This window comes from Candidatus Nitrospira nitrificans, assembly GCF_001458775.1.
In the GTDB taxonomy this organism is placed as follows: Bacteria; Nitrospirota; Nitrospiria; order Nitrospirales; family Nitrospiraceae; genus Nitrospira_D; species Nitrospira_D nitrificans.
In genome coordinates, this window is the sequence record NZ_CZPZ01000012.1 from 189,728 (window position 1) to 212,948 (window position 23,221).

Annotated in this window: 27 protein-coding genes; 12 read left to right on the forward strand and 15 right to left on the reverse strand. The window is 57.5% G+C overall.

Features of this window, described 5'->3' with window-relative positions; translation table 11 throughout:
• The first annotated feature begins 36 nt into the window (after positions 1-36).
• The 4 genes from COMA2_RS08970 (at position 37) to COMA2_RS08990 (ending at position 2,762) form a co-directional block, all read left to right on the forward strand.
• Positions 37-459: a F0F1 ATP synthase subunit epsilon gene (locus COMA2_RS08970; RefSeq protein ID WP_090896757.1), complete on the forward strand. Its 423-nt coding sequence runs from the start codon at positions 37-39 to the stop codon at positions 457-459.
• A 133-nt stretch (positions 460-592) separates the two neighbouring features.
• Positions 593-1,597: an RluA family pseudouridine synthase gene (locus COMA2_RS08975; protein WP_090896759.1), complete on the forward strand. Its 1,005-nt coding sequence runs from the start codon at positions 593-595 to the stop codon at positions 1,595-1,597.
• Positions 1,591-2,013 carry a hypothetical protein gene (locus COMA2_RS08980; protein ID WP_090896762.1) on the forward strand — a complete coding sequence of 141 codons (423 nt, stop codon included), beginning with the start codon at positions 1,591-1,593 and terminating at the stop codon, positions 2,011-2,013. Before COMA2_RS08975 ends, COMA2_RS08980 begins: the two co-directional genes overlap by 7 nt.
• A 317-nt stretch (positions 2,014-2,330) precedes the next feature.
• On the forward strand, positions 2,331-2,762 hold the full coding sequence (locus tag COMA2_RS08990) for a GNAT family N-acetyltransferase (RefSeq protein WP_090896768.1): 432 nt from the start codon (positions 2,331-2,333) through the stop codon (positions 2,760-2,762).
• Positions 2,763-3,126: 364 nt separating this feature from the next.
• Here the strand turns inward: COMA2_RS08990 and COMA2_RS08995 are convergent, their stop codons facing one another.
• The gene (locus tag COMA2_RS08995; RefSeq protein WP_175304484.1) at positions 3,127-3,756 is read right to left on the reverse strand and encodes an outer membrane beta-barrel protein; all 630 of its coding nucleotides are present in this window, start codon (positions 3,754-3,756) and stop codon (positions 3,127-3,129) included.
• A 266-nt stretch (positions 3,757-4,022) separates the two neighbouring features.
• Here COMA2_RS08995 and COMA2_RS09000 point away from each other — a divergent pair, with 266 nt between their 5' ends.
• On the forward strand, positions 4,023-4,676 hold the full coding sequence (locus COMA2_RS09000) for an outer membrane beta-barrel protein (protein ID WP_090896774.1): 654 nt from the start codon (positions 4,023-4,025) through the stop codon (positions 4,674-4,676).
• Positions 4,677-4,729: 53 nt separating this feature from the next.
• Here COMA2_RS09000 and COMA2_RS09005 read toward each other — a convergent pair whose 3' ends face one another.
• From COMA2_RS09005 to COMA2_RS09015, 3 genes are read right to left on the reverse strand one after another with little or no spacing between them, the layout of a single operon-like run.
• Positions 4,730-5,560, reverse strand: coding sequence for a metal ABC transporter permease (locus COMA2_RS09005; RefSeq protein WP_090896776.1), 831 nt, complete (start codon positions 5,558-5,560; stop codon positions 4,730-4,732).
• Positions 5,561-5,576: 16 nt separating this feature from the next.
• A complete protein-coding gene (locus COMA2_RS09010; RefSeq protein WP_175304485.1) occupies positions 5,577-6,368 on the reverse strand; it encodes a metal ABC transporter ATP-binding protein in 792 nt (263 codons plus the stop codon).
• A 39-nt stretch (positions 6,369-6,407) separates the two neighbouring features.
• A complete protein-coding gene (locus COMA2_RS09015; protein ID WP_175304486.1) occupies positions 6,408-7,340 on the reverse strand; it encodes a metal ABC transporter substrate-binding protein in 933 nt (310 codons plus the stop codon).
• A gap of 165 nt (positions 7,341-7,505) precedes the next feature.
• On the opposite strand from COMA2_RS09015, the gene COMA2_RS09020 reads away from it, so the two are divergent.
• Positions 7,506-8,705 carry an anhydro-N-acetylmuramic acid kinase gene (locus COMA2_RS09020; protein WP_090896783.1) on the forward strand — a complete coding sequence of 400 codons (1,200 nt, stop codon included), beginning with the start codon at positions 7,506-7,508 and terminating at the stop codon, positions 8,703-8,705.
• Positions 8,702-9,205: a DUF2726 domain-containing protein gene (locus tag COMA2_RS09025; protein ID WP_090896786.1), complete on the forward strand. Its 504-nt coding sequence runs from the start codon at positions 8,702-8,704 to the stop codon at positions 9,203-9,205. The genes COMA2_RS09020 and COMA2_RS09025 overlap by 4 nt, the downstream gene beginning before the upstream one ends.
• 36 nt (positions 9,206-9,241) lie before the next feature.
• Here COMA2_RS09025 and ybgF read toward each other — a convergent pair whose 3' ends face one another.
• Entirely contained in the window at positions 9,242-9,733 is a 492-nt protein-coding gene (gene ybgF / locus COMA2_RS09030) for a tol-pal system protein YbgF (RefSeq protein ID WP_175304487.1), read from the reverse strand.
• 266 nt (positions 9,734-9,999) lie between these two features.
• On the opposite strand from ybgF, the gene COMA2_RS09035 reads away from it, so the two are divergent.
• Positions 10,000-10,794: a right-handed parallel beta-helix repeat-containing protein gene (locus tag COMA2_RS09035; protein WP_090896791.1), complete on the forward strand. Its 795-nt coding sequence runs from the start codon at positions 10,000-10,002 to the stop codon at positions 10,792-10,794.
• A 41-nt stretch (positions 10,795-10,835) separates the two neighbouring features.
• Here the strand turns inward: COMA2_RS09035 and COMA2_RS09040 are convergent, their stop codons facing one another.
• The 3 genes from COMA2_RS09040 to COMA2_RS09050 all read right to left on the reverse strand — a co-directional run bounded on the left by COMA2_RS09040 (position 10,836) and on the right by COMA2_RS09050 (position 12,627).
• The gene (locus COMA2_RS09040; protein ID WP_090896794.1) at positions 10,836-11,753 is read right to left on the reverse strand and encodes a GGDEF domain-containing response regulator; all 918 of its coding nucleotides are present in this window, start codon (positions 11,751-11,753) and stop codon (positions 10,836-10,838) included.
• A gap of 189 nt (positions 11,754-11,942) precedes the next feature.
• The gene (locus COMA2_RS09045; protein WP_090896795.1) at positions 11,943-12,278 is read right to left on the reverse strand and encodes a hypothetical protein; all 336 of its coding nucleotides are present in this window, start codon (positions 12,276-12,278) and stop codon (positions 11,943-11,945) included.
• A 151-nt stretch (positions 12,279-12,429) separates the two neighbouring features.
• A complete protein-coding gene (locus COMA2_RS09050; RefSeq protein ID WP_090896798.1) occupies positions 12,430-12,627 on the reverse strand; it encodes a hypothetical protein in 198 nt (65 codons plus the stop codon).
• 280 nt (positions 12,628-12,907) lie between these two features.
• Between COMA2_RS09050 and COMA2_RS09055 the strand changes: the two genes are divergently transcribed.
• Both COMA2_RS09055 and COMA2_RS09060 read left to right on the forward strand, forming a co-directional pair.
• Positions 12,908-14,137 carry a hypothetical protein gene (locus COMA2_RS09055; protein ID WP_090896801.1) on the forward strand — a complete coding sequence of 410 codons (1,230 nt, stop codon included), beginning with the start codon at positions 12,908-12,910 and terminating at the stop codon, positions 14,135-14,137.
• Between the two features lie 14 nt (positions 14,138-14,151).
• Positions 14,152-14,775: an OmpA family protein gene (locus tag COMA2_RS09060; protein ID WP_175304488.1), complete on the forward strand. Its 624-nt coding sequence runs from the start codon at positions 14,152-14,154 to the stop codon at positions 14,773-14,775.
• 103 nt (positions 14,776-14,878) lie between these two features.
• Here the strand turns inward: COMA2_RS09060 and rsmA are convergent, their stop codons facing one another.
• From rsmA to larC, 5 genes are read right to left on the reverse strand one after another with little or no spacing between them, the layout of a single operon-like run.
• Positions 14,879-15,700 (reverse strand): 16S rRNA (adenine(1518)-N(6)/adenine(1519)-N(6))-dimethyltransferase RsmA, encoded by an 822-nt coding sequence (gene rsmA, locus COMA2_RS09065; RefSeq protein WP_175304489.1) that lies wholly within the window; start codon positions 15,698-15,700, stop codon positions 14,879-14,881.
• A gap of 2 nt (positions 15,701-15,702) precedes the next feature.
• Positions 15,703-16,020 carry a hypothetical protein gene (locus tag COMA2_RS09070; RefSeq protein WP_090896808.1) on the reverse strand — a complete coding sequence of 106 codons (318 nt, stop codon included), beginning with the start codon at positions 16,018-16,020 and terminating at the stop codon, positions 15,703-15,705.
• On the reverse strand, positions 16,010-17,092 hold the full coding sequence (pdxA, locus tag COMA2_RS09075) for a 4-hydroxythreonine-4-phosphate dehydrogenase PdxA (RefSeq protein WP_090896811.1): 1,083 nt from the start codon (positions 17,090-17,092) through the stop codon (positions 16,010-16,012). The genes COMA2_RS09070 and pdxA overlap by 11 nt, the downstream gene beginning before the upstream one ends.
• On the reverse strand, positions 17,082-18,083 hold the full coding sequence (locus COMA2_RS09080) for a sodium:calcium antiporter (RefSeq protein WP_090896814.1): 1,002 nt from the start codon (positions 18,081-18,083) through the stop codon (positions 17,082-17,084). The genes pdxA and COMA2_RS09080 overlap by 11 nt, the downstream gene beginning before the upstream one ends.
• Entirely contained in the window at positions 18,080-19,309 is a 1,230-nt protein-coding gene (gene larC / locus COMA2_RS09085; protein ID WP_342672609.1) for a nickel pincer cofactor biosynthesis protein LarC, read from the reverse strand. The genes COMA2_RS09080 and larC overlap by 4 nt, the downstream gene beginning before the upstream one ends.
• A 208-nt stretch (positions 19,310-19,517) precedes the next feature.
• On the opposite strand from larC, the gene COMA2_RS09090 reads away from it, so the two are divergent.
• On the forward strand, positions 19,518-20,018 hold the full coding sequence (locus COMA2_RS09090) for a hypothetical protein (protein ID WP_139077218.1): 501 nt from the start codon (positions 19,518-19,520) through the stop codon (positions 20,016-20,018).
• A gap of 19 nt (positions 20,019-20,037) precedes the next feature.
• Here COMA2_RS09090 and larB read toward each other — a convergent pair whose 3' ends face one another.
• Both larB and COMA2_RS09100 read right to left on the reverse strand, forming a co-directional pair.
• Positions 20,038-20,835, reverse strand: a complete 798-nt coding sequence (larB, locus tag COMA2_RS09095) for a nickel pincer cofactor biosynthesis protein LarB (protein WP_090897373.1) — start codon at positions 20,833-20,835, stop codon at positions 20,038-20,040.
• Positions 20,832-21,854 carry an NAD(P)H-dependent glycerol-3-phosphate dehydrogenase gene (locus COMA2_RS09100; RefSeq protein WP_090896824.1) on the reverse strand — a complete coding sequence of 341 codons (1,023 nt, stop codon included), beginning with the start codon at positions 21,852-21,854 and terminating at the stop codon, positions 20,832-20,834. Before COMA2_RS09100 ends, larB begins: the two co-directional genes overlap by 4 nt.
• A 261-nt stretch (positions 21,855-22,115) precedes the next feature.
• On the opposite strand from COMA2_RS09100, the gene COMA2_RS09105 reads away from it, so the two are divergent.
• Positions 22,116-22,475 carry a hypothetical protein gene (locus COMA2_RS09105; protein WP_090896827.1) on the forward strand — a complete coding sequence of 120 codons (360 nt, stop codon included), beginning with the start codon at positions 22,116-22,118 and terminating at the stop codon, positions 22,473-22,475.
• The last annotated feature ends 746 nt before the right edge of the window (positions 22,476-23,221 follow it).

A 23,221-nucleotide genomic window follows, 5' to 3' on the forward strand; every position in this document is an offset into this window, starting at 1 on the left:
CGCCTGTTGGCGGTGAAGGAAGACTGAGGAAAGAAGATGGCGGGGAAGATTCTCTTAGAAGTCGTGACGCCGGAGAAGCAGCTGCTGAGTCAGCAGGTGGATGAAGTCATTGCCCCTGGGTCTGAAGGAGAGTTTGGCGTGCTCCCGGGGCACTGTCATTTCCTCTCGACCCTTCGCATCGGCGAACTTCGGTACCGTGTTGATAATCACACGCATTCCATGGCCGTGCTGTGGGGCTTTGCCGAAGTCACCCCCACCAAAGTCACCATCATGGCTGAAATTGCGGAGCAGGCCGAAGACATTGATGTGGAACGGGCCACCGCCAAAGTCGCTGAAGCGGAGCGACGTCTTCAAGCGGGCGGCTTGCCGTCCGAAGTGAAAGACGCGCAGGTCAGCCTGGAAAAGGCTCGGCTCCGCAAAAAGATTGCGGAACGTACAAGAAAGACCGGCCACGCCTAGTGCGGCCGACTCGCCCTCGCTCTTTGCCAGGCCCACTACGTTCAGTCGCTGGCCTGCCCCTACGACAATACGACGCTCTGAGCCGCTTCATCTCATTTGAAATCAGCCTCTCCTCCACAGTAGCGTAAAATCCATGATTACGGAGTTTCTGGTCACATCCGGGGAGCAACCCAAGCGACTCGACCTCTTTCTCGTCAATCGAGAACGAGACATTTCGCGGTCGGCGTTGCAGCGTCTGATCGAGCTGGGACGTATCCGCATCAACGATCAGATCGTGAAACCGAGCCACAAGATCAAGCCCGGCGATCGGATCACCATGGATGTCCCCAAGCCTGAGCCGCTCTCGATCAAGGGAGAGGCGATCCCGCTGGAAGTCCTGTTCGAAGACGAATCCCTGCTGGTGTTGGAAAAACCATCCGGCATCGTTGTGCATCCTGCCCCGGGGAATTGGACCGGCACGCTGGTCAACGCGCTGCTCCATCATTTCCAAACGTCGGGGGGATCGATTTCGGCCATCGGGGGGAAAGAGCGACCCGGCCTCGTGCATCGACTGGACAAGGAAACGTCCGGCGTCATGGTGATCGCCAAAACTGATACGGCCCATCGTGCCCTCGCGGCGCAGTTCAAGCTCCATACCATCACCCGCGTCTATGAGGCATTGGTCTGGGGCGTGCCCAAGAAAGGCCGAGGAATGATCGAACTGGCGATCGGTCGAGACGTCAAAGACCGCAAGACCTTTTCATCGAGAACGACCAGTCCCAAGGAATCCGTGACCGAGTATGTGGTGGACCGCCGGTATGGCAAAGTGGCGGCCCATGTGTTGCTGTACCCGCGAACAGGGAGAACGCATCAGCTTCGGGTTCACCTCACTTCATTGGGACATCCCATTCTGGGAGATCACACGTACGGCGGGCGGAAGGTCTGTACGGTCGATGGAGTGGAGATTCCCCGGGTCATGCTCCATGCCAGAACCCTCGGCTTTACCCATCCGGCGACCGGTCAGGCGGAGGACTTCACAAGGTCGGTGCCGAGCGATATGGGAAAAGTGATGTCTGCGCTCGAACAGCTCGGCCTCCCTGGAGAGAAGAAGTCACCTGGACCACTCGCTGATAGCCATGTTGCGGAGGATAGATGCTGACCGGCGAAGTCCTTGATGCCGTGGGAGGATTGACGTCTCACATCAAGTCCTATGCCGCCAAACTTCCGCCTATTGTCCACTTGAGCGCCGTGCCATCGGCCGTCAAACCTTCCTTCGAGGCGGTTGAGGGATATGAAACCATCGTATCTCGTGTTCGAAGCCAGAGCGCTGGGACTCCGTACAAGGCTCTGAATGAACCCTTCGTGTCATCGCTGGAAGCGTTTGAAATCGGAAACCTTCTTGGGGCCGTTCAGCCATTGCTCTCCGTCTTGGATCACTTGGAGCGAATGCGGCGGGATCAAGAAATCGAGGCCGGGCGGATGGACGAAAAGCGACTCAACGAATACCGCGCCGTATTGCACAAGATACTTCCCGGCAATCGGCCGGAATTGGATGGCGCGGGAGGAGGCCTGTAATACCGTTCTGGTGGCTTCTGAGCGGCTCGCCATGAGCTTTTCAGAGGCAGTCCACCTCCGACACGACGATCAAAACTCAGCGACGCGATCAATGGCCCATCTTGGGCCCTAACGCGTTCGCTCCAACAGTGACGAGTTTGAAGCGAGCCGCGCTACCACAGTGGGGGCACTTCGCTCGAACGGTTTCCTCGTCGAGCACTTCGTACTCATCCGCCTTCAGCCACATCAGCTGGAAGCACTTTGGACAGGTTCGGACTTGCGTTGACATCGGTTTCCTCGTACACTCCAAGACCATTCGGGGGATACTCTAGTATAAGATGCCTCCAACCCTCAAGTCCGCTGTCACCTACTCCCAATGCGAGCCCCCTGACGCGTCCCAGCTCCTTGGGCTATTCCACCAAGCCCCCTGGGCCAAGGGCCGGTCGCTCGAAGACGCGAAGGCCATGCTCCTCCATACAGATTTGACGCTCTGTGCTTGGGATGGGGAGCGTCTCATCGGGTTCGGTCGAGTCCTCACCGACTTTATCTATCGCGCAACGATCTGGGATGTGATCGTCGACAGGGCATATCAGGGACAAGGCGTGGGAACCGAGATCGTTCAACGCATCCTGAAGCATCCACGACTCGAGCGGGTGGAGCTCTTTTGGCTTTGCACCCGACGACCGGGTTTTTATGAAAAACTAGGCTTCAGCTCGAAAGAACAGATAGGGCTGGTGTGGAGTCGAAGCAAGCAAGCCCGCATGGAGTGATGCCGAGTATGCGCATCCTTAATTTAGTACTTTTCCTCTTGTCCGCCACAACCGCCGGGTGTTTTCCTGCCACTCATGACAAAAATGGGAATCCGCACAGTCAGGTTCCTGGAAGGGGAGTTGAGTGTTCTTGGATGACTCAGAAAACACTCGGATGTCCGGAGATTGTTGGCCCCGTGCAAAAAGGCCCATTGGGGCAAACGTGCCAAACCCTCAAGCGGGGGAATGATTATGAGACACGTTGTGACGACGGTGTTTTATCGCCAAACCCGTATTGATAGTGAGCCGGTATCCTTCAACGACAGGGTTGGTACCCTCGCCAAGTATGAGTGGTGTAACCTCTCACGCTTGAGCTGGCATGTGTCTAGAAGAACATCTTTCCTCCGAATAGAAAGCCAAACGAGGATGCATTCCAGTCATCGTTCCGTCCGCCGGTGCCGGTCGTATGGCCGTCGTTTCGTTTGTACGCCCATTCTGCATTGAGCGCGAACCGTTCACTGAGCTTGTAGTCCGCTCCCCACCCGAGTCGCCAGGCAAAGGTATTGCTCGGGCTGATGCGACCAGCCGTATCCTCGCCGAAACTGTTCACATTCACGCCAAAGCTCATATTCACATAGGGGATAACCTGGCCTAATTTGACCGGTCGTATTTCCAGGGTCGGCAGCACCGATACGGTGTCTTGATGGCCGAGATCCGCCTCCGGCCTCTCCAGGCTCACACCATGTCGCTCCCACTCAAGCATCATTCCGACCAAAAGCCACGTATTGAGGCTATACAGCCCTTGAAAATTGACCAGGGGGCCGATCGATGTTGAGGTATTGTCCGAGAGCTGTTGAGTCAGAGGAGCGAAACCCACACGAAAGCCGAGCATCCATTGGCCCGGTTCAGTCCCGCCGAACTCTTCGGCCGGAACGGGTGATGGAAGTGCAAATAGGATAGTGGAGACAGCGAGCAGTACTCCGATCGATCGCGCTTTGAACGACCCCTTACGCATGAATGACCTCCCTCTCCTACGGTGAGATGACCAGGCGCAGCGCTGATTCAGTATGATCGCACACTTCAGCCCCGTCATGCACGAACTGACTTGCTGTCGATGAACCAGAAGAAACTTTGGTTTCAGAAGAAGATCTAGGCCGTGAGTGCCGAGGGTATCACGAAGTCGGTTGGCGCATGCTCAAGAATCCTTCCGCACGATTGCAAGCGGAATGGGGGCTCAGTTACAGTGCACCGTCCAGAATGTTTTGCCACACAGGAGGGGTTATGCATAGGATCAGCCACCACTTGGCCGTTGTCGCTCTCGTCTTCAGCCTCATGACCGGGACCGCCGAAGCCGCCAATTTGATCTGGGTCCACGGACCAATGGAGGATGAAGGGAAGATGCCCGGCCTCGCGATCGGTGCCGCCAAAACCACCGATTTGAGCTGGGTTCACGAAGGGATGGCAGAAGAGGGTAAAATCACCGCCGGGTTTCGAGTGGGGCCGAGTTTCACCACCCAAAGTTCAGGCCTATCGACCGTTGGGCCGCTCCTCAATTTCCAAGGCATGTACGGGCTCAACAGATGGTTCCGTGTCGGAATGATGCTCGAATGGCAAAATCATGGGGTTGACCCGGGAACCGGATCAGTCAATACGGTCACGCTTCTGCCCGTTAACTTAGAGTATCGCCCCGGACATTTTGGGAACCTCATTCCCTATCTGACCACCGGGATCGGGGTCAACATCAACACAAAGAACGTCTCGGATACGTTCGCCTGGCGGCTCGGCGGCGGTCTCGACTATGCCGCCACCAACTGGTTCCCGAACGCCCCAAGCGGCATGATGTTCAATGTCGAGGCGGTCTGGAAACGGAACCATCCATCGGGTGGTGATGCTTCCACCATGGGTTTGCTCTTCGGTGTCCGGCATACCTTTTGAGCTGGGGATGTGCAAAGGAGGAGCGGCAAGGAGGGACGAACGAGGCAAGCCGCCTAATGCGTATGAACGAGCCTGGTGCGCCTCACGCGTTTTGGCGAGAAGAAGACCGCGATGAAAAATATAGTGGTAGCTAAGAGCACGATGGCCGGCCCTGAAGGCACATCCCACAGCGCGGAAATCAAGACACCGGCAATCGAGGTGAATATCCCGATCGTTGCGGAGTACAGAGTCAGTGTTGCAAGGCTATGCGTGAGTTGGTAGGCGGTCGAGGCCGGAATCAGGATCATGGCAAATACCAAGATGGCGCCGACCGTTTTGAGGGAGACCACCACCGTCAAGGCGACCAACGTCAAGAGGAGAAAAAAGACCTGGCGCGCGGGTATGCCGGACGCTTCGGCCATCTCTTGGTCGAAGGCGATGAAATAGAGTTCTTTCGAGAACAGCAGCAGGAGGCCTAACACGAGGACGGTCAATGCGCCGATGATACTCAGTTCCTCAGGGGTGACCGAGAGAACGCTGCCGAATAAGTATCCATATACCTCGGCGTTGTAGCTTTTCATCAACCCAATGAAGAGAATACCCAGTGCCATCGTCGTGGTATAGAGAATGCCGATCGAAACATCCAGTTTCATCCTGCCACGTTCTTCGACCCAGCCGGTAATCCAGACCGTCGCAAGGCCGAACACAATGGCCAGCAACAAGGGCGGCCATCCTATTAAGTAGCCGAGTGCCACACCTGCAAACGCCGCGTGGGACGTCCCTGCTCCCACGAACGCCAGTCCCCGCAGGACGACGAACACCCCGATGACGGAGCAGAGCCCCCCGACCATCGCGGCGGCGAGGAGGGAACGTTGCATGAAATCGTAGGCGAGGAGGTCCAACATTTCCTGAAGTCCGTTCTTAATGGTGATGGTGGTAATCTTCGACGATGACGAGATCTTTCTCCGTAATCACCAAGTCTTTGCCGTATACCTGGTGAAGAATCTCCGGCTTGAGGACCTCTGTGGGGGGGGCGGCGGCGAAGAGTCTGGTTTTGAGAAGAACCAATCGATTGACCCGCGAACGAATCATATTAATATCATGAGTAATCAAGAGGACGGTCAATTTGAGTTCGTCATGCAGCTGTTGCACGAGCTCGATGAGATTGTGTTGAGCGGTCATATCCAGACCGGTTGTCGGCTCATCCAATAGTAAGACCTTGGGCTGCTGTGCGAGGGCCCTCGCAATAAAGACGCGCTGTTGTTGACCACCGGACAGTTGCCCAAGGGCATCATCCCTATGAGAATCCATGCCGACCTGCGCGAGGGCCTCCAGGGCGATGTCTCGGTCCTTCCTTCCAGGCCGCTTGAACAGGCCCAGCGCTCCATAACGGCCCATCATCACGGTTTCGAGGACCGTCACCGGAAAGTTCCGATCGACGACCCCTTTCTGCGGGAGGTAGCCGATCTTCGCGCGATGGTGGCAGCGGAGTTCGTCGCAGGCACAGTCGAAGATATGGAGATGTCCTTCCACGGGAGCGAGGAGGCCCAGTACGGCGCGACACAACGTTGTTTTGCCTGATCCGTTTGGGCCGATGACCCCGACGAACTCACCTTCATAAATATCCAGCGAAATGTCCTTGAGCGCGATGAGCCCAGGAAATCCAAAGGAGGCATGGTCAAAGCGGATGATCGGCTCGCGGGGATCAGACACGGAATCTGCCGCTCCTTTCAGTGGTCGTGATGGAAACGACTACGAGGTCGTTTCCAATGCGACGGCCAATTGGAGCACATTGTAGCGTAGCATGTCGAGGTAGGTTGCCGTTCCAGCCAGCCCGCCGGGCAGGGTCGTCAACACGACGATGCGGGCCTTGGTCTCTCTTGCGAGGAGTTCCGGGATGCGCTGACTCAGCTGGACTTCGGATGCGACGACTTTGATATTGTCCCGCCTCATCTTCTGGATGAGCGATTGCAGATGGAGGGCGGATGGTTCCGTGCCGGACTGCAGATGGATGGTGCCGACAATGTCAAGGTTGAATCGCTTCGCCAAATACGGCCACGCCGGATGATGGGCGATGAAACGTCGGTCGGAGAGCCGCTGCGTACGCGCGGACAGTTCCTGTTGCAACTGACTCAGCTGTCGGAGGTAGGCCGCGTGGTTACGTTCGAATTCAGCCGCATGACCTGGATCCACTTCGATGAGGGCGTCGGTGATGTGGCGCAGCATGATGGCCACATTCTCAGGATCCAGCCAAATATGGGGATTTCCGTGAGTGTCTTTGTGATGCGCCCCGTCGGAATCCTCAGTCTCATCTCGAATCAGCTCCACTCCGTGAGAGGTTGTGATCACGCGCAACGATCGCCCTCCCGCATTCTTCACCAGGGATGAAACCCACACCTCCAGTCCCATGCCGATCTCCAACAACAGTCTGGCCTTCCGGACGGCGATCAGATCGGTGGGCTTGGGTGAATAAGTATGCTCGTTTTCATAGCCGCTCAATAACGATGTGACTCGGACGTGGGGGCCGCCGACTTGCTCCGCCAAATCTTTCAGGACGGGAATCGTGACCACGATAGGAATCGGGTCGCGGGCCTCCGTCATGGTGCTGAAAAGGGGGAAGAAACCGACTAGCAGGACGAAGAGAACGAAGGCAGGCGCTTTCCGTACATGATTGACAGGAAACATCGGCGGGGACGGTACCATCCGCCTATGGCGGTGTCAACGACGTCCTGAGGCCCTACCGCTCATAGGCCCTGTCCATTCGTCTCCTTGACCGTACACGAAAGATCGATTAGCGTAGGACCCTCGTAAGCCGCTCGGTAGTTGCGCGATTGTGAAAGGATATCGGAGATGAACGTCGTTGGATTGATGTCAGGAACCTCGGCCGACGGAGTCGACGCCGCCCTGGTGACCATCATCCGCCAGAAAACCGGTCTCAACGTCGAGATGGTCGCGTTTCATTCGCTTTCCTATCCGCGCTCGTTGCAGCAACGCATTCTCTCAGCCTCGGTATCCGGAACGGTGACGGATATTTGCCATCTGAATGCGCTCTTAGGTGAATGGTTCGCCGACGCCGCCTTAGGAGTCATTCGGTCGGCTCAATGGTCGCCGGAGGACGTGGATCTGATCGGATCTCATGGCCAAACCGTGCACCATCTGCCGCATGGCATCAAAGATACCGGCGTCGGCGCCATCCGTTCGACACTGCAAATCGCCGAGCCGGCCGTCATCGCTGAACGTACCGGGATTACGACAGTGGCCGATTTTCGTCCGCGCGATATCGCGGCCGGCGGGCAGGGAGCGCCGCTGACGCCGGGGGCGCATGCGTTGCTGTTTCGCCACCCGCGCCGCGCGAGGCTGATCGTGAATCTCGGGGGCATCAGCAACGTGACCTATCTTCCCCGGGGATCAAGCTCCGCGGAGCTTGCCGCGTTTGACACGGGTCCGGCAAATATGGTGCTCGATGGGCTCATGTCTCGCATCACGAATGGGCGGGCCTCGATGGACCGCGAAGGGCGTTTGGCGGCCAAAGGCCAAGTTGATTCACGATTGCTCGCCAAACTTCTCGCCCATCCGTATCTGTCTCAGGCGCCGCCAAAATCGACCGGCCGAGAAGCCTTCGGAGCGAAGATGTTGGACGAACTGCTCAATTGGCAACACACGCGTCGGTTATCGGTTGAAGATCTTCTGGCGACGTGTAGCCGCTGGACCGCCGAAGCGGTCGGGACGGCCAGGCGGTGGATCAAGGGAGGAATCGATGACGTGATCGTGGGGGGGGGCGGGGTTCGGAACCGGGCGATCATGGGACATTTAACGGACATTTTCGCTCCGGTGCCGGTCACGTCATTTGAGTCTCACGGGTGGGACAGTAAGGCGCTGGAATCGGTGGCGTTTGCCGTTCTGGCCTATCAGACCGTGACGGAACAATGCGGGAACGTGCCGTCGGTGACAGGGGCGGCATTCCCGAGATTATTGGGTTGCATCGTCCCAAGCGGCCCGCAGTGGTATGAACGGCTACGATTGTGTAAAGGCGGACGCAAAAAGAAATGAAACTTCTTCTGGTCGGGGCGGTCATCGCGGGGATCATCATGCTTTGGCGTTATCTGAGGAGGACACGACGGAGAAAGAAGCGGACAACCCCGTTTGCCGTTCCTTCCGGCGTCACGATCGAGTCTACCCGATTGCTTGAGGAAGAAGAAATCGCGTTGTATAGCCTCCTGCAAATGGCTGTCCAAGAACGCTACCTCGTCTTCAGTCAGGTGCCGCTCTGGTCCTTTGTCGACGTTGAGGCGGAGGCAAAGGTGCGTTCCGATCTTTTGAGGGAGATTGCACTCAAGCGAGTCGATTTTGCCTTAGTCCATCCCGGGTCGTGCCGCGTTGAATGGGTGGTGCAAATCGAGCGATCTTCCCATCCTCATCATGACGATCGGCAGCAGGTCATCGAGTCGGTGCTCGACGCGGCGGGGATCAAACTGACCAGGTTGCAGCCCAAGAAGCACCACACATTGCCTGATCTGACCGCTCGATTGGGGATCACTGCAGAGGAGTGACGGAAGGCGAGTCGCGCCAAGCAAACGCGCGGATTGCTACGGCGATGGATTCGCCGGGTCTTCGGGACTTGAGGTCGGCTCGATAGCTTTGCGAGCGACTTCTGCCTCCGAGCTATCCGGGTATTGGTCCACGACTCGGTCGAACATCAGCCGCGCCGTCTCATAATCACCCAGTTTCGTGTACGTCTGACCGAGCTTCAACGTGGAAGCCGCCGATTTCGGGCTGAGCGGGTAATTTGATACGACATCATAGAATGACTTGAGGGCGTCTCGATATCGCCCCATCCGATATTGGCATTCGCCGATCCAATATTGCGCGTTGGCTGCCAAGGCGGACTCGCTGTGCAGCTCGACGAAAAGTTGGAAACCTGCCATAGCTGCTTTATAGTCGCGGTGCTTAAATTCATCCATGATGCGATCGTATAATCGACGGGTCGTATCTTGCCGCTGAGTGGGGGCAGCGAGGGACGGGCCAACCGAGAAGAACATGACTAGGAGCAGGAGAATTCCAATACATTTCTGGTGCATGCCAGGCCTCCCTCGTCTCATACTGCAGACAAGGGGCTTATCTACGCAATCGGTATGCCAGACCCCTAACCATCCACGAACGAGAAACGTTGAAAAAACAAGATTTTTCCCGATCACCCAAGCCGTTCGCCTCGAGGGGGTTTCAAAGGCGTGTGAATGAAGACACAGTTTCGTACAATGTGGTTCAGGTCTCTTACTTGTCGCGCAAATGATTTTCCGCTCGCGCTAACTCCATCAAGAATCAATCTCCATCTCGCGAAGGGGACATGGTGAGCGAAGAGGACATTCCGGCCAACCCCTTGGGTGGACGAACATTGGTTGTCGATCCCGTTGATCCTCGCTGTTATCCGATTCCCAGTGCCGCGCTGAAGGATGCCGGTGAATCCGACCAAGTCTATGTCCGTCCCGGGATCTATGAGGATAAGCTTGTGATCACTCAGCGACCGGTGCGGTTAGTCGGCGCCGGGCGAGATCGCGTCCAAATCTTCTCCCGGCGTAGCGGGCCGTTGTATCTACAAGAGGTGCCGGAAGGGTGGATTACCGGCATCACGTTCCGCTATGTCGGTAGCGATCAACATTCGGCGCTCAACATCCTCAACTCCACCTGCATCATCACGCAGTGCCGAGCGATGGAAGGAATTTTGTCGGGCGTCGTGTTGTATGGCCCTGAATGTCGGGTCGCCTTCACCGACAATGAAGTGTGCCGCAATCGGGAGTCCGGCATTTTCGTGTTTGCCGGCGCTCAACCTCGGGTGGCCGATAATCGTTGCGTCGAGAATCACCATTTCGGCATCGCCGTCCGAGACCCGGGCAGCCGTCCGGAACTGGTGCGGAATCTCTGTGAAGACAATATGCTGAGCGGCATGCTCTTGTTCCAACAGGCCGAAGGGCTCATTGTCGATAATGTCTGCCGGAACAACCAGCACTGGGGGATTCTCCTGACGCCCGATTCACATCCCAACCCGGCGCCGGCGACGCTTCCCACGATGAATCGACTCGAACTGAATCTGATCGGCGCCTATTCAATCACCGATCAACCACTGGCTCAGATCGGTCGGTGAGAGCAGCCTCGAGCTCTGCCGAAGGGTCGATGAATGTGGGCTTACGCGGGCGAGGAAGGCGAATCGGCGGGAATGTGAAACTGAAAAGAACTTCCCCCTTGTTGTTTGGCCCGATACATGGCGGCATCGGCATGCTTCAACAGCTCATCGACTTCGTGGTCATCGGTCGGATAGACGGTAATGCCGATACTGACGCCGATCACCGCCTTGTGTTCCCCAAGGTGGAACGGTTCCGCCAATGACGTGGTGATTCGCTGCGCGACAAGCGTGATATCCTCTTCGCACGTCAAGCCTTCAAGGATAATCGTGAACTCATCTCCGCCCATGCGGGCGACCGTGTCCACTTCGCGCACACATTCTTGAAGCCGCTCAGCGACGGACTTTAACAGCTGATCACCGACATTGTGACCCATGGTATCGTTCACGGGTTTGAATTGATCCAGATCGAGCAGCATGAGACCGAGAGGCTGTTGGAGCCGTTTACTACGCGCCATGGCTTGGATAAGGCGATCACGAAACAATGTGCGATTCACAAGGCCTGTCAGCTGATCATATTGGGCCTGGTAGGTCAGCCGCTCTTCAGCCCGTTTTCGCTCGATGGCATAGCGGATTGAGCGAGCCAACAGCTCCGACTGCCCCTGTCCCTTGACGAGGTAATCCTGCGCCCCATTCTGAACAGCTTGTAACGCAAGCGTTTGGTCATTGAGCCCACTCAGCACGATGATGGCGATTGTCGGATTCGCGGCGTGCATTTGACGCACGGTCGAGAGCCCGTACCCGTCGGGAAGCGACAGGTCGAGAAGAACGGCGTCAAAACGCGCGCGAGCCAGGTGCGTGACCGCGTCACTCAGACGGGTCACATGGATGATATCGAATTCTTCCATGCCCCATTCCGCCAGAATATCTTGAGTGAGGCGCGCATCGACGTCGTTGTCTTCGACTAGTAAGATCTTGATCATCGCGCTCCGGGCGTAAGCCGGTCGTCTAGCCAACTACCCCTTTTTACGCATGAGATAAGTATAGCTAAAGACACTGATTCAACAAGTGATTTACCGAAGTATCGCGCAGGAATACGCGCGCCGGCGCAATCGGTTCTTCCGTTGTCGTCGAATGACTGAAGCGAAGAAAAGATACGGCGAGAGATTCGATCACAAACCGCGGACGCGAGGACGGCCCGGGTACGAGCCGATGGGACCCTGTTCTGGGCCGATCGCGGCCTCACAGGCATACCCCGCTTCGAAGGGCCAGAGCATCGAACGGCCGACGGCGGTGCCACGAATGTGAATATATCGCAAGGTGACACCCATGCGGACGGCGTCGTCCTTTACCTTCTCAGTGCATTCACTTGGTGAGTAACCTCGACGCGAAATCAAGAGCGGCTCACCCGATGCGCTGAGGACGGAGAATTCGCTTGCGCATCCTGTCATCGAGAGCACGACGCACAGAACACCGCCAAGTCGACCGAGCACTCTTTTCCGACTCATGTGAATCGCTCCCATGCAGCGGGTTTGTCCACGGGCGCACCGATTACATCACCTAAACCATAACACGAACACCCCCTCTCAATCGACTGAGCGATATCGCCTGAACAGCTCGGCGAAGATGACCGCGCGCGGTCTTCGAACATCGGCCGAATCAGACCGGCTTCTCCGCGACGTATTCGATGTACTTCCACAACTGTTTGGCTTCCTCCTCGTTCAGGACCACCGGCGTGTTATTGGCTGCCCCTGTCATATAGATCTTGACCGACATCGCATCATGCCAGACCTGTACCTCGCAGTGAGAGATCAGATCCAGATTGAACGCACGGTTTCCGATTCGGACAAAGTGCATAACGTTGCCCTCTTTCCCAGTCGTCAACGAGGGGTGAGCATACACCAAGTTCCCATGCCTCAAAAGCAACGAAGAGTTTTGTGACGGCCACCGTGCTTCCGTGAGCGCTACAGAACTTGCCGCCCTCTCGGCAAGAACTTCCCTCCTGTCATGGCGTTATCCCAACCATGCAAGGATACGCGGCCATTTCTCGCATTTATCTTTGGCACAGAAATTGAGAGAAACGACCGAGCGTTGCTGTTGCTGAGAACGGCGCGCAGGCCCCGGCGAGGTTTGCCTGATGGATGAAGTGGATCAGCTCACCGCTCTTTGGGAATGGCTCACTCGCGATGTCACGGTCGTCGGTGGGCTCCAGAGTCCCGCCCTTAGCTGGATCGGCGCTGCGGGGATCTTGACCCTGTGCATCTGGCATGGCGCAGTGCTTCTCAGGGGGTTGTTGCAAATCCAAGGGACGCTGGCGCGCTTTCACTCGTCTGTCGCGCCTCTGGTGCTGGCACGGCAACAGGTGTCGAAGGATTGGCTGGTTATCCCGGCGTTGGCAAAAAAACGAGCGCGTCTTGATGTGTCGTCAGAAACGCGACGCGATCTTGACGATCTGCACGCATTGGATCGCGCGGTACGGTCGGAACAGGATTTTGCCAGAGATTGGTTTTCATACCGCAAGACCCTCGCGGTAGAGCAGCCCGCCTGGTTCCTTGAGCCGACCGTCCATAGTCAGCGCGCGGCAAGTGAGTTTTTCTCGTTCGAATCTCTCTGCGCCGCCCATCTCAACGTCCGATTTTACCGACAACTTCCCGCCTTCATGACGGGCATGGGATTGATGTTCACCTTCCTGGCCATCTTGATCGGCCTCAGCAAGCTCCATGCGAACGGGTCGGAGATCGATGGCATCCAAGGCCTGATCAACGGCCTCTCAGGAAAGTTTGTGACATCCATCGTCGGTTTGGCATGCGCCAATGCGTTCACCCTCCTCGAACATTCTTTCTGGCATCGGTTGGACAACCGACACCGGGAGTGCATTTCCCTCCTGGACGAAATGTTTCCGCAGAGGGCGACGGACCAACATTCCCCGGGGGCACCATCATCGAACGGATCTCCGGCGGCCCTCGTCGCTCCCATCCGACACGACACCGCGCATCAGCTGGTAGAGGTCGTGCAGCAGCGCCTCGGCTCAACCGTCGAAGCTCTGAACTCCGCCTCCAAGGCGCTCACGGCTTTGAATTCCAAACATTCACCGATGAAGCTCGATGATTTGCCCGTCGAGATCGGCCATGAGGTCCAGCGGGCATTAAGACCCATGATGAATCCCCTGCTGGAAGCCATTCACGCTCTCAACCGCTCGATGAAGGAGCGCGCCTCCCCGGTGCAGCTGTCTCAAGCCGAGATCGAAACGATGTTTCAGGATCTCAGAAACACGACCACGGTAACGACAGAACCTGCGCGTGTGGCGTCTAAAGATCGCCATTCAGGAAACCCATCTCAGCTACCTGAACGGGGACGGAGAGAATGAAGGAGATGAAGTCGATGTTCGCACAGGACTCGCGCGACGGCTCCGCCGTGGTGACAAGCGGGGTTGCCGATCTCATGACCTCGCTCGCCGTTATCTTCATTCTCTTGCTCGTGGCCTATATGACCCGCGTCGAGGGGGGAAATGCCGATCCGGCCAAGAGCCGTGGCACACCGACGGACATCACGCCGAGACGTGACCCCATTCACCCGCCACTGGAAGCCACAAGGCCGAATATCCACACGATCACGGTGCCGGATACGGCGATCAATTTTGAGTTTGGGAAGAGTACCTTGCTCCCTGCCGCCGACACGTTCTTGTCCGAGGCCATGCCGCACCACGCCTCACTCATCTGCACGCCTGGAGAGCAAGAAGTGGAAGCCTTTGTGATCGAAGGTTACACCGACGATCTGGGTGACGATATACGAAATCTAAGACTCAGTCAGGAGCGCTCTTTTGCGGTACTGGCCAAAAGCTTGGAAGTGATCCGCGAGAAGCTTCCTTGGGCCTATGAGTGCTTCTTGCAGAAAGCCACCGCGAACGGGCGTGGAAAACAGAACCTTCTCCGCAATGATGCCGGACAGCCGGACCGCGATAAGAGTCGCCGCGTCATTTTCAAGATCCACATGCGCCCCACATAGCACGCCGCCGCCGGTTTCCTAATCATCGCTGATTCGGGTGCAACCCGATCTCCGAGCGATTCGAGCCTCGTCTGCCATCGGCCTGCCTCATTGCCGGCGGTTGTTATTGATGAAGGTTTGAGGCGCTCGGCCTCTCTATTCGGCGAGTCAGCTCGATAAACTGCTCGATGGAAAGGGTCTCCGCGCGGGTGGAGTGAGAAATATTGAAGGAATCCAACGCCGCTGTCACCAGCGTTGGTTCGTACCCTTCATCTTTCAGCGAATTGATCAGCGTTTTGCGGCGGTGGGCGAAGGCCGCTTTCACCAGTGCGGCGAATTTGTGATTGTCCTCCTGGTTCAGTGCTCTCTGATGCTTGGTCTTCAGCAGAACCACAGCGGAGCCGACTTCCGGCCGAGGGCGGAAACATTGCGCGGAGACCTTGAACGATTTGCCAATGTCCGCCGCGTATTGAGCCATGACGGAAAGGACACCGTAGTCAGAGCTTCCCGGCTTCGCCACGAGTCGGTCGGCGACTTCGTTTTGCAGCATCAGCACCATGCGGGCAAAACGGTCGCGTTGATCGAGAAGCCGGAAGAGGAGCGGGGTCGACAAATAGTATGGAAGATTGGCGACGACGATGGTGCCGATTGGAAGGTGCTCGATGGGCGAAGTCATCGCATCGTCAAGGACGAGCGTGAGATTTGAAAACCGGGGCCGTCGCTCAGCCAGGTAGGCATGGAGCCGAGGATCGATTTCGATCGCCGTCACGTGGCCGGCGGCACGACACAGCGCGTCGGTCAGGATGCCGCGCCCTGGTCCGATTTCCAAAACGGCATTGGTCGGCGTGAGTTCGGCCAGCGTGACGATCTTGCGGACAATGTTGGGGTCGATGAGAAAATTCTGCCCGAGGCGTTTGATCGCGGCGGGGGGGAGAGAAGAGTCCACCCTCAACTCCGAGTTGGGGGGGGCTGGGCCAATTGCTTGGCCAATACACGCAGCGGCGTGCGATAGCATTCCACAAGATCCGTAAACTCTTCAACCAAGTCGTGTGTGAACGACGGCCCGGGTTGAACGCTCGCGAAGGTTTGCCCTTCCCGATGGCCCACGCTCTCGGTAAGAAGCGCGACGGTGCGGGCTTTCCATTTTACTATGCGTTCTGTCCCGGCGACGGTGTTCAGGTCTTGAAGCGTCTGCTTCTCGAGCGTCTCCAATTCCGTCATCTGCTGCCGAATCACGCTCAGGCCCTTTGAAGGATCAGGCGACATGTTTGGCTCGTCCCTTCTTGGTCGGAATCGCGGCCATTCTATGCTGCGCGATCTTGGAAGCCAACTTGACGGCCTCAATCAGACTGCCGGGATCCGCGACGCCTTTGCCGACGATATCAAAGGCTGTTCCATGATCCACTGACGTACGAATGATCGGCAAGCCCACGGTGAGATTGACGCAGGTGCCGAAGGCGACAAGCTTGAGGGGAATGAGGCCCTGATCGTGGTAGAGGGCGACGACGCCGTCAAATGCCCCCTTCGCGGCCTTCCCAAACAATGTATCAGCCGGCAAGGGATCACTGGCCAGGATTCCCCGTTTTTGCGCGGCACGTGCCGCCGGGAGGATAACCCGCGCTTCTTCATCACCGAATAATCCATGTTCGCCGGCATGGGGATTGAGGGCCGCTACTCCTATTTTGGGGCGTTTGATCCCGAACAGCGTCGTCAGCGCCAATTGGGCCAAGCGGATCGCTCGTTCAATCTGGGCTTGGGTGAGCCGCGCCGCGAGATCTCTGATCGCGACGTGTGTCGTGACGAACATGATGCGCAGCGGCCCGCCCACGATCATCATGCCTGACTCGGTCGCGTGGGTGAGGTCAGCCAACAACTCGGTATGGCCCGGGTACCGACAGCCGGCCATATTGATGGCTTCCTTGTTGATGGGCGCCGTCACCATTCCGTCGATACAGCCGATCTGCGCCAGTTCAACGGCCTTTTCGATGAAGGCGACTGAAGCGGCTCCAGTCTCCGCCGAGGCGATTCCTGGCTTGAACGTTCGCAGCGGTGTTTCCAGCGGATCCAGCACAGCCACCGTTCCTCTCCGCGGCGCCGTCGGTTCATGACCGTGAACGTGGACGACCTTCAGCTTGAGCTTCAGGGCCTTGATCGTTCGCTCCATGACGGGAAGCGATCCGATGACGACCGATCGACAGACGTTGCGCAAGTGAGCACCTGCCAGCGTCTTGGCAATGACTTCCGGGCCGATGCCGGCCGGGTCTCCCATCGTAATTCCCAACAAGGGGAGGTGAGGGGATGAGGAACGTGTGCGAGGCGACCGTGGTTCAGTTGGCATAGAGATGCACCGTATAGCCGATATAGAATACAGCTCCGGCGGCGAGCAGCCACGGCCGCCATCGACCGCCGATCAGAATCTGCAGCAGGCAGAGTCCCACGGCCTGCACGGCTAAGATCATAGTGGTCAATGCCGACGGCGCAATCACCCATTCAGTTCCGATCAAGCCCAGAGCAACCGGGAAGGTGCCTTGAAAGACCATGGCGCCCGTGACATTGGCCACGGCGAGCCGGTCTTTCTTGCGATAGAGCCAGAGAAAGCTATTGGACATCTCCGGTAGCTCTGTGGCGAGCGGCGCGATAAGCAACGCCAAAATCAACGGCGACATGGCGAACAAGCCGGCCATCGATTCCGCGGCCATGACAAACAAATGGGCGCCCATGATCAATCCACCCAACCCCAAGAGGGCTTGAAATCCGATCATCGCATAGGAGGGCGTGGCCGCGTGCTTGTCGAAAATCAACGGCTCCAGCTCACCCCCTTCTTCCCCCTCAGCCGGGGAGAATTTGAGCTTCATGTAGTAGATGTACAAGCAGATCAACACACCCGCCGCGATGAGGTGCATCAGTTTGGAGGGCACGAAGGCGCATCCCAAGGCGATAAAATACCCGATCATGAAAAACGTGAGGTCTGTCAGCACTTCACGATAGTTGAGATGAAATCGGGCGGTCCGTTTGCCGGCTCGCGCATAGAGCAGCAGAAGCACGGCCAGGATGGGCAGCACCAGTGTGCTGAGCATGAACGGCGCGCCCAAGATGGCGCCCAATCCGACCTCGACTTCTTCACGGCTGTCGCCGAAGAAAATCGCAATGATCGGGATCGAGGTCTCAGGCAGGGTTGTGCCGATTGCGGCAAAGACACTACCGACGGCCCCCTCGGAGATGCCACGCCGCTTGCCCAGCCATTCAATGGCGTTGGTAAAGAGCGCGCACCCACCCAGCGTGACCGCGACGGAAACGACAAAGAGGAGGACGTAATACACAACAGTCATGCCCGGCCTCGCGCGGTTGTGAGTCGCTTCTTTTTGAGTCCTCGTCGATAGGCCATCAGCGCTTCCTCCATCACTGTCTTGAGGGGGCGGCCGGTTCGTTGCGCGATGGCCTTGCAATCCTCATATTCGGGAGCTGTTTTTTCCCATCCGGCGCCGACCTCGGCGACTTTCATGCGAACGACTCCGCCTTGGGTTGTCACAGGAACGAATCGTCGGAGAAGGACCCGTCGGCGGACCTCATGAAGGCGCACTCCGAGCGTGGTCGTTTCCTGGAAGAGAACTTCGAGCACGGCATTCGTCCGGCCCTCAGCGGCCAGGCAGCTCAGCACGATTCCTGGCCGGCTTTTCTTCATGACCACGGGAGCCAGCACAACATCGACGGCGCCGACCTGAAAGAGTTGTTCCATGATGTATTCGTAGGTCTGTGGGCTCAGATCGTCGAGATTCGTGTCAATCTGTATCATCCGGTCGGTCTGATCCGTCACCGACGCGGGCTCGTCCTCTAGAAACAGGCGCAAGGCATTCGACCACCCGTCTGGCTCTCGATCGCCGGCTCCGTAGCCCACGGCCGTACTCTTCATGGTCGGCATCGGGCCGAATTCCGACGCCAATGTCCGAAGCAACGCCACCCCGGTGGGGGTGGCGAGCTCACAGCGCGGACCTTCGGCGTAGATCGGAATTCCCTTCGCCAACGCCGCCACGGCCGGTCCTGGAACCGGTAACAGCCCGTGCGAGGTTTGAATCGAGCCGGCCCCTACATTGATCGGGGACGATGTGACTCTGGTGGCGTTCAAGAGATAGCACCCCAGCACGCCTCCGACGACATCGATAAACGAATCCATCACCCCGACTTCATGAAAGTGAACATCCTTCACATTGACTCGATGGGCCAGGCTTTCGGCTTCAGCCAGTCGATCAAAGACCAACCGGCTACGTTCCTTGACCGGACCGGGCAACAGACTGTCGACAAGGATCTTGCGGATGCGGGAGAGGGGCAGCGGCCGTTGGAACCCTTGCTGAATGATCACATCGACTTTTATCGCCGGGAGCGCGCCACGATGCACCTCGCGCTTCCGCAATGTGTAGCCGGTGAGCTTGAGCCCTTTGAGGCCCTTGACCAAGTCGGTCCATGGTAAGCCTGCGCTCACCAATGCGCCCAGGACCATGTCTCCACTAACTCCCGAGAAACAATCGAAGTGCAAATGACGGCCCACGCAGTTCCTCACACGCGATGCGTAAAATGACCGGACATCTTACCGAAGGCGTCGACGAACGGCAATCGCTGGTTCGTTATCGACGCTTCGTTGACAGTCCAGGAACGCTATGTTATCCCCCTAAGGGTGCGGTTGAGTGCATCGCGCCGCACGCGACGCCTCCCACTCATGAAAGCATGGTTCGGTGTCTTTGTTGAAAACGTCAAAAAAGTTCCATCGCATGAGACTTCTGCTCGGGTTTTTTGCCCTATGTGGTTGCCTGACGGCATCCTTCCCTGCAGACAGCCTCTCGAAAGTGAAGCCGCCCCGCATTCCCAGGCCCGAGCCCGAGCTCAAAATTGTCGGCCTTAACATTGCCCCGACACCCTATATCCCGGGCAACGGGTCTCTTCAGTTTTCCGTCACCGTGCAACTCCCCAGAGAAGTGGATGGATCCGCGATTCTGGAGGTGACATCGCTCATCAGTTCTCCGTCAAAGACCTCGCTTCGGTTTCTTACCTATCGACAGCCCATCCACGTTCCCTCAGCCGTGGATGGGGAGACCGGACGATCGAAGGTATCCGTCGAACTTGCTTGGGATGGCCAGGATCACAGAAAGCAACCAGCCGGGGTGGGTACCTATTCGTATGAAGTGCGGACAAAATTGTTGGCAAACGGAGATAAGGGGTTACGCACCGCGATGGTCGCTTGGCCGAAGCGGGGACTGTTGGAAGTGCGCTGAATGAGTCACTGGTCAATGGTTACTTGGAAGCCGTGTTCTTCGATGACGAATGACTGTTGACCAATGACTGGGCTCCCAACATGTTAATGCGATGCGCGAGGCAGGCCGCGCCGAATCCGTTGTCGATGTTCATCACCCCCACACCCGCCGCGCAGGAATTGAGCATCGTCAGCAGCGCGGCGACTCCTCCGAAACTCGCGCCGTAGCCCCGGCTGGTCGGCACGGCAATGACCGGACAGTGGACCAAGCCTCCCACCACGCTCGGCAGGACGCCGTCCATGCCGGCAGCGACGATCACGACCTTTGCATCAAACAGCCGATCTTTCTTTCCGAGCAGCCGATGGATACCCGCGACCCCGACATCATATAGCCGCTCGACGTGGCTTCCCATCACTTCCGCAGTCACCCGGGCTTCTTCCGCCACGGGCACATCCGCCGTTCCGGCGGTCACGACAAGGATATGTCCATGTTGTTTCTGTTTGGACGCGCGAATCGCCACGATGCGGGCATCCGGATAGTACTGTGCTCGCCGATCCAGGCGGCGAATGGCGCGCGCGACCGATGGATCGGCGCGAGTGGCAAGAAACGGGCCCTGTTTCCTAATGAGGGCCCGAGCGATAGCGATGATCTGCGCCGTGGTTTTCCCCTCACATAAGACCACCTCGGGGAATCCTTGTCGCAACGATCGATGATGATCGAGCGAAGCAAAGCCCAGGTCCTCAAAGGGCAATGACCGCAGGCGCTGAAGCGCCTGTTCCACCGTGACGCCTCCTTGGCGGACTTGGTCCAACAGCTGTTCGAGTCCTTCCGGATTCATGTCCATCCCTTCTCTGATTTTGCATCCCGTTCCATCAAATCGGTAACGGCCTTCCTGCAAGATTTATCGTCATACAGCACGGCGTTGATTTCTTGAATGATCGGCATATCGATCTGATAACGACGGGCCAATGTCAATGCCGCGCGACTTGTGCGAACGCCTTCCGCGACTGCCTGCATGCCTGCCAAAATCGTAGCCAACTTTTCTCCCCGGCCGAGCCGAACGCCTACCGAATGGTTTCGGCTGAGTGTGCCCGTACAGGTCAGTACCAGATCGCCGACCCCGGACAGTCCATAAAACGTTCGTGGATCGGCTTTCATTGCCACGCCGAGTCTGACGATTTCAGCCAGGCCTCGAGTAATGAGCGCCGCGCGGGCATTGAGTCCGAGATCCAGACCGTCAATCACACCGGCAGCCAGCGCCATGACATTTTTCAACGCCCCGCCGAGTTGTACGCCGATGACGTCCGTATCGGCGTACACACGCAAGACAGGCGTCATCAACGCACGTTGAAATCGATGCACCAATTGCTCATCAGAGCCGGCCAGACACACGGCCGTGGGTTTCCCGACACTGAATTCAGAGGCAAAACTGGGTCCTGAGAGGACCATGAGGGAGCGGTGCATGGACGGCGGCAACTCGTCCTCCATGACCTGAGTCATCAACTTGGCCGTGTGTTCCTCGATGCCCTTGGTTGCGCACACCAACGGTAGGGGCTCTGAGATGCAGGGTGCCAACTGATGCAACATGGATCGGGTGAGGTGCGAAGGAACGGCAAACAGAACCCCGTCACAGCCATGTACGGCCTCCATGAGTGAGGAAGTGGCCGACAAATTTGACGGAAGATGGATGCCTTTGAGGAAGACAGGATTTTCACGAGAGGTGTTGATGGCGTGGACAACGTCCTGCTCATAGGCCCAGAGACGAACGTCGAGCCCTTTTTCGGCCAGATGTTTGGCTAGGGCTGTGCCCCAGGCTCCGGCTCCAATAACGCCGATCTTGTTGATTGTCGTCGGCATACGCGTTTCTGCCTCATGGCGCAATCATTGCCCATCTATTCGGGAAGGCGGATTATAGGAAGGCCCTCAAGAGCCTGTCAACGAATGGAACACTCATACGATTTGTCACGCATGACCTATTCACAAACGGAGATGCGACTGAGGACGAGGCGGCATGTCAGCGGTCCCTTTAGCCCGATTGCAGTAGCAGTGTTCATGAATAAGCGGGCTAGCATCTTTAGGGCATTTCCAGGTATGTAGACACGTACAGGGAATGAAGGGATGCAAGTCTGTCCTGCCTGCAGCCGGTCACAACCGGAGATCAACCGTTTCTGTATCCAATGTGGTCGGCGGCTCGCCGATCGATCGGATGGCCGGCCGGCTACTCCACTCTCCAGCCACGCGGCGCCGGATCAACTCAATCTCGCGGTCCTCTATGGGATGGTCGTCGTGCTCATCCTGGCCGTCTTGTTCCCTCCCTGGGAGACGCCTCCGACGCAGCCCCCGGAGTTTCTCGGCATGTATTTCATCCTCTCTCCTCCAACTCCGGACGCCGTCGTGAGCCGCATGCTCCTGACGATTGAACTCGTCACGATTGCCATTGCCGGGATGTACGGGGCGTTTCTTTTTCGGAAGAAATAGGACGTCAACCGTGGTTCAGTCGCTGGAAGATGAAACTAATACCGGCTTTCATGTCAAACACACTCGCCCAGCTCCTTTAACCGATGGAAACGCAGGAGCTCGTGGATTCGAGTGTATTGCCTGTTCAGATTCCAATCCTGAACTGCTCATTGTCGAAACGTTTACGGACAGCTCCGCGACCGTGGTTGCTCACCAGCGCCCGCAGTTCGCCGGGCGCATCCAGGTCGAACAGGTGGTCACTCCGCCTTTGGGGTGGTTTTGCATAACCTCGTGCATGTAAATTCGTGGAGGAAATCGCGGTAGATGGGTTGGCGCAAATGGAGAAGCGCGGTGGCCGTACGACACACCCCTTAGGGGCGGAGAGGAATTTGAACAAACACCCGGGTCCTGCGACGAAGGAGTCGATGAAGCCCATGTCCTGCGCTACCAGCAACGCCGTTTTCCTGACGTCCTCAAGCCCTGCAGCACGGTGGCGGCGCTTGAGATTATCGGTCCACAGCTCTGGTTGGGCACCGCAGCATTCGGTGAAGGGGGTGACGGGCCAGCCGAGGGGATTGTAGTGCAAGTATGGCACAAGCGGCAGAAACTTCAGTCGATTACCGTCAAATCGAGGTTGAGCGGCGGGGTGATTCGGATGCTAAGGGATGATCCTTTGTCGAAGACCGTGTGGGCGGCCACGGAACGGGGCGTCAACCAAATAGACCGTCGATTCCGAGTCATGTGGGGTGGTTACTGGTACGAAGAGT